This window comes from Photobacterium sp. OFAV2-7, assembly GCF_022347985.1.
In the GTDB taxonomy this organism is placed as follows: domain Bacteria; phylum Pseudomonadota; class Gammaproteobacteria; order Enterobacterales; family Vibrionaceae; genus Photobacterium.
The window spans coordinates 1-5,459 of the sequence record NZ_JAKRFQ010000300.1 but is presented as its reverse complement, the minus strand read 5'-3'; the positions used below and the strand labels follow the sequence as shown (position 1 = coordinate 5,459).

Sequence of the window (5,459 nt, the reverse complement as noted above, 5' to 3'; positions counted from 1 at the left end):
ATTACGAGTCTGCTGCGTATTCGACACAGTGATGCAGGCGAGGTACCTCAGTCGCAAGACAATGGGTTGCTCGTTGCTGGCAATGAGTTGCCTGCTGGCTTGGTGGCTTCCATGCTGTTCGAGAAGGGAGCTTCTTCATGGCAAGCGACCTTAACCTATTCCTCCGCTCACTTTTCAGCAGAGCAAGCCTCCTATTTGCTGAAAGACTGGGTGAATGTGTTAACGGGTATTATCCAGCGCCGATGGCAGAGTGTAAGTGATCTGTGTGTGGGTGAGTGGCAGGAAGCCCGGCCCGCTCTCCGGCAGGACACAAAAAAAGACAGAGTGGGTGAGTTGCCGTCAGAATCAGGCATTCTCACTGTAACTCTGTTTGCTGCTCTGCAACAGGCGGCGAGAGAGGAACTTACGGCGATCGAATGGCTGCACAGTGATGCTGGCGGTTGCCAGATCAAGGTCGGATATGCGGCGTTGTTGCACCGGGTCGCAGAGATCCAAGACCTGCTGGATCAACATCATGTGGTTTGCGGTGACAGAATCGGGCTTCATGTCTATCGGCAGCCGGACATGATTGCCGCAATGCTGGCCTGCTTGTTCTCGGGGGTAACATTTGTACCGCTGGAGCCGTCTTTTCCTGCTGAGCGACTGGCAACCATCGAGCAAGAGGCGGCGCTAAAAGTTATTGTGCAAGATGCGTCGCTGGCGGCTGAGGTTTCTGCCGTACCTTATTCGTGTGACGCTATTTTGCTGGCAGATCCTGAAGCCACATGGAAGCAGCCAAACAGTGACCGGGTACCTCATCTGGCAAATGAGCTTTGTGCGGACACACCGGCCTATATGATGTTCACTTCGGGATCGACGGGAAAGCCCAAAGGTGTGGTGATTGATCATCGTGCACTGGCGACATTTCTACAGGCCAGTACCGAGCGGCTTGAATTGGATAGTTCCACCCGATGGTTGCAGATCACCACGATGGCATTTGATATTGCATTGCTGGAAATCTTTGCTCCCTTATGGGTTGGCGGATGTGCCGTATTAACGACTAGTGAAGAGTATCGTGATCCCCATGCTGTCTGCCGCTACCTGACGGCGGAACATGCCATCACGGTACTGCAGGCAACACCGGCGTTTTGGCGAATGCTGCTAAATACAGGCTGGCAGGGTAATTCGCAGCTGGTGGCCCTGTGTGGCGGAGAGGCGCTCGATATGCCGTTGGCGCGTCGACTGGTGGCGCATACAGAGCGGGTGTGGAACTGCTATGGTCCGACAGAAGCGACTGTGTGGTCGCTGATGGCGGAAGTGACAGCCGATGCAGTGCAGCAGGCAACAGTGGTGCTTCAGCATAGTCTGGCGGGCTATACTCATCAGGCGGTTGATGCCGACTCGCAACCGGTGTCAGTCAATATGGTCGGTGAGCTGTGTATTCAGGGGCATGCCTTAAGTCAGGGTTACTGGCAGCGTGAAGAGCTAACAAACCGACAGTTTGTGACATTGTCGCCCGATTCAGTTCGCAGTTACCGAACAGGCGATAAGGTGCGTCGGCTAGGGCCAGATTGTTACCAGTATTTGGGGCGCTTTGATGATCAGATCAAACTGCGCGGATTTCGGATAGAGCTTGGTGAGATTGAAGCTCAGATGAAGTGTCTGAACTGGGTGAAAGACGCGGCGGTCAAACTGGTTGGTGAAGGGGATGACGCACAGTTGGTTGCGTTTCTGGAGGTAGATTCGGCACAGAGTTTGCCGTCCAAATTGGCGATTCGCAAAGCGTTGATGAAAACCCTGCCTAACTATATGGTACCAAGCCGTTTTGTCACTGTAGATGTGTTGCCGAAAACGGGTAGCGGCAAGGTGGATCGTAAGCAGCTTTATGCCTAGGTAGCTTCCCAGGCAATGTAGGCTTTGACATCTTAAATTAAACAAAAAGCCGATTGTTTCGTTGGGTTAAACGGAACAATCGGCTTTCTTTATGGGGAACTCTTACGGTGCGGCTATTTCTGTGCGGAAGCTTGAGAAAGCGGTTCGGCATCGGGTTTGTTGACCAACTCGACGATGTCCTGCATGACCTGGAGGGCGGCAAGCGGGCCACCTACCGAAGTCCATAGCGAACCGTCAACCGCATCATAGCGTTTGGCCTGGATGGCACTTAATTGTTTGAAAGCGGGTGTGGATTCAGCCTGCTTCATAGCATCAACGGCTTCTCCGGTCGTACTGAGCGTACCAATTACCATCCAGTTTCCGTCCAATACCCCTAAGGCTTCCAGGCTGAGCGACAGAGAGTGTGTATGTCCAGGATCCTGCTGGTAGGACGGACGTGTCATGCCAATATCGGCAATGATCTGACTGGCAAAAGAGTCCTTAAACATGTATGCCGGCCCCTTGGGGTTCCAGCGAACAACGCTGATGGTCTGCCCGATTTTATTGCTAATTTGCGCTTTAGATTGTTGTACGACTTGCTGGTACTTGGCCATGAAGTCAGTGGCCTGTTGCTGACGGTTGAGGATTTTTGCAGTGCGGTCAAAGGTTGCTTTCCATGGTTCGCCGCGTTTGAAGGTGACAACTGTCGGTGCGATTTCATTCAGTAAGGCCAACACTTCCGGGCGGTTCGGTGTCGTCAGGATCAGATCAGGTTCGAGCTCCAGAATGGTCTCCATATTGGGACGGTTGAGATCACCGACAATTTGAATATCTTGCTCTATTGCGGGTTGCAGGTAGCGAGGAAGCGTTTGCTGACCGCGACCGTTAACGGTGCCAACAGGCGTGATCCCGAGAGCCAGGGCAGAATCGAGGTCGATTTCACTTAAAGTGATCACCCGCTTGGGTGTTGTTGGTATTTCGATAGCCGTACCGTAGACATCCTGTACGGTTCGAGTGGCGCTGTCATCGCCTCCGCTGTGGGCGGTAAAAGAGGCTGCAAGACACAGCGCGGAAAGTGCGATCTTACGGAGAAACATCATCATCCCTTATCTATACGTCATCATGGATACACAGAGTCCCTAACTAGGTACATTGAGTTTATTAATCTCAATAAATACAGAGTAGTAGGAGCGGCTATGCACGCTCAACAGGCATAAATAATACCCAATAAGGCGATTGATAACTATTTTTATTTAGATCTATCTATGGGGTTTCGGCATTGTTATCATGTGCGCGGACGAGGTTAATGCATACATCAACTGTATGAAAAGATTAAAAGGGAGTTAGCGTGATAACAAAGTCACACCTCATAGGACTGTCAGCCTGCGTGGGGGCGGTTTGTTTATTGGTTTTGCTGTCGCTGTCTGTCGGTGCTGGCGTATATGGTTTTAGTGATGCCTTCGGTTACTTGACCGGTTCGCCATTACTGAGTGCCGATGCACAATTGGCTATGGTCATGGACACGCTGCGGATCCCCCGTACCCTGTGTGCCGTGATTGTTGGTGTCAGCATGGCGCTGGCTGCATCGCTATTACAAAGCGCAACCCGAAATCCGTTGGCAGAGCCGGGCCTGCTCGGGGTCAATGCCGGGGCGGTATTGGGGTTGGTTATCGGACTCAGCTATTTTGAGGTCGAGTCGACACAAGGCTACCTGGTTTGGTCAGGACTGGGGGCCCTGATGGGAAATACTGTGGTGTTGCTTATTGGCCATCTCGTCGGTAAATCTCACCCACTTAAACTGATCCTTGTCGGCGTAGCATTGACGGCGACGTTTGGGGGCTTGTCGAACTATATCTTGCTATCAAACCAGGTGGTGCTGGATCAGTTTCGCTTTTGGAATTTAGGCTCGCTGGCTGCAGCGGATATGGATGCCATGCTGATGATCCTCCCGTTCCTCGGGACGGCGGTGGTATTAACGTTTGCACTGACTCGACAATTGACCCTGATGCAATTGGGTGAGCATCAAGCCAAATCTTTGGGTATCAATACCGATGTTGTTCGTGTAGGTGTGATGACGGCTTCGACCCTGTTTACTGCCTGTGCGATTTCAGTCGCAGGTCCTATCGGTTTTGTCGGGTTCCTGGCTGCGTATTGCGCCCGTATGGCTGAGCCTGTTGTGTTATCCCTTCAAGTTGTGTTTTCCGCACTTTTCGGTGTGATTTTTCTATTTATCGCCGACATTCTAGCCCGTTGGCTAATTCAGCCGTTTGAAATGCCCAACGGCGTGATCCTGGCTCTGATTGGTGCGCCTGTATTGATTGCTGTGGTTCACCGCGGCGGTTTTCGATCCTTGCTGGCGGTGAAGTAGGAGTTGCTGCATGTCATATAATCAATCGTTTTCGGGCGAGGTTGCCTCTGCTCCTGTTTCGTCCCCGTCATCAACTCCTGTGCCATCGGCTGCCCAGCTATCAACACCGACAGGGAAATGGCGTTTGCATTACCGTCAGTACAGCCTGTTGGTAGAAAAGCGTTCTCTTGTCATGGGAGCGTTGTTATTGGCGCTACTGCTGGTTGGGATTCTGGTTTCTGTCAGCGTGGGATCCGCCAAGCTGACGCCTTGGTCTGCACTGCAGGCGTTTTTCGGTGAGGCCTCTCGAATTGTCAATATCATGGTATTCAAGATCCGATTGCCGCGGGTCATGGCTGTGGTAGTGGCCGGCGCTGCACTGGGGCTGTCAGGGTGCTTAATCCAGACGCTGGTGAGAAACCGGCTGGCGACGCCGGATATGATCGGGGTAAACGAAGGGGCGACACTCGCCATAACCTTTTTCACACTGTACATAACGCTAGGCACATGGCCATGGTGGGCAGCTCCTATTGGCGCCGTTATGGCGGCGGTACTGCTCTATTTATTGTGTAAAAACCCCGGTGAGCAGGGATACCTGTTCGTGGTGATCGGTATTGGCGTGTCGGAGCTGATGCGCGCCGTCGGCGAGTTTTTGATGTCGACCGAATCCATTGTCCATGTCAGCAGTGTCTATATGTGGACCATGGGTAACTTTGTCGGCCAGGGTTACGAGACCAGCGTGCCTGTCGCTGTATTGTTGCTCTTGTTATGCCCGTTCGTTGTCTATCTTTCCCGCCAGCTGAACGTATTGCGACTGGGCGTTAGTTCGGCGCAAAGTTTGGGGGTTAATGTCAATCGGGTGCAACTGAGTATCCTGATGCTGGCTATTTTGATTGCCGCGCTGGGGACTGCTATTGGCGGGCCGATTGTGTTCATCGCGATGGCTGGGCCTATTCTGGTATCGTATTGTGTCAAAAACCGGATTGTACCTTTGTGGAATGCGGCGCTGCTGGGAGCGCTGCTCCTGCTGTTCAGCGATACCCTGGTTCGGGTATTGGCCGACCCCCATGAGGTAGCAACGGGGATTATGACCCGTATTCTTGGCGGTATCATGCTGCTTGTTTTCTTATTACGCGACAAAGGAAGTGCGGACTAATGACTTTACTGACAATGAATAACATCTCTTTTTCTTACGAGAACAAGTCCGTGTTCCATGATGTTTCGGTACAACTGGCACCGGGCAAGCTGGTGGGTATTGTTG

4 protein-coding genes are annotated in these 5,459 nt (G+C 52.3%); 3 read left to right on the top strand and 1 reads right to left on the bottom strand.

Annotated features, from left to right (window positions below; all coding sequences use genetic code 11):
- Window positions 1-1,872, top strand: a 1,872-nt coding sequence (locus MHN01_RS15185; protein ID WP_239412116.1) for an amino acid adenylation domain-containing protein, incomplete at its 5' end; no start/stop codon positions are given.
- Window positions 1,873-1,985: 113 nt separating this feature from the next.
- Here MHN01_RS15185 and MHN01_RS15180 read toward each other — a convergent pair.
- Window positions 1,986-2,954 carry an ABC transporter substrate-binding protein gene (locus tag MHN01_RS15180; RefSeq protein WP_239412115.1) on the bottom strand — a complete coding sequence of 323 codons (969 nt, stop codon included), beginning with the start codon at window positions 2,952-2,954 and terminating at the stop codon, window positions 1,986-1,988.
- Between the two features lie 245 nt (window positions 2,955-3,199).
- Here MHN01_RS15180 and MHN01_RS15175 point away from each other — a divergent pair, with 245 nt between their 5' ends.
- Together MHN01_RS15175 and MHN01_RS15170 are read left to right on the top strand one after the other, a co-directional pair.
- The gene (locus MHN01_RS15175) at window positions 3,200-4,219 is read left to right on the top strand and encodes a FecCD family ABC transporter permease (RefSeq protein WP_370646508.1); all 1,020 of its coding nucleotides are present in this window, start codon (window positions 3,200-3,202) and stop codon (window positions 4,217-4,219) included.
- A gap of 10 nt (window positions 4,220-4,229) precedes the next feature.
- The gene (locus MHN01_RS15170; RefSeq protein ID WP_304622856.1) at window positions 4,230-5,354 is read left to right on the top strand and encodes an iron chelate uptake ABC transporter family permease subunit; all 1,125 of its coding nucleotides are present in this window, start codon (window positions 4,230-4,232) and stop codon (window positions 5,352-5,354) included.
- Window positions 5,355-5,459 lie beyond the last annotated feature (105 nt).

Bases quoted from the DNA above. Each gene is read 5' to 3' on its own strand.
- MHN01_RS15180 (WP_239412115.1), bottom strand. From the start codon at position 2,954: ATGATGATGTTTCTCCGTAAGATCGCACTTTCCGCGCTGTGTCTTGCA.
- MHN01_RS15170 (WP_304622856.1), top strand. From the start codon at position 4,230: ATGTCATATAATCAATCGTTTTCGGGCGAGGTTGCCTCTGCTCCTGTT.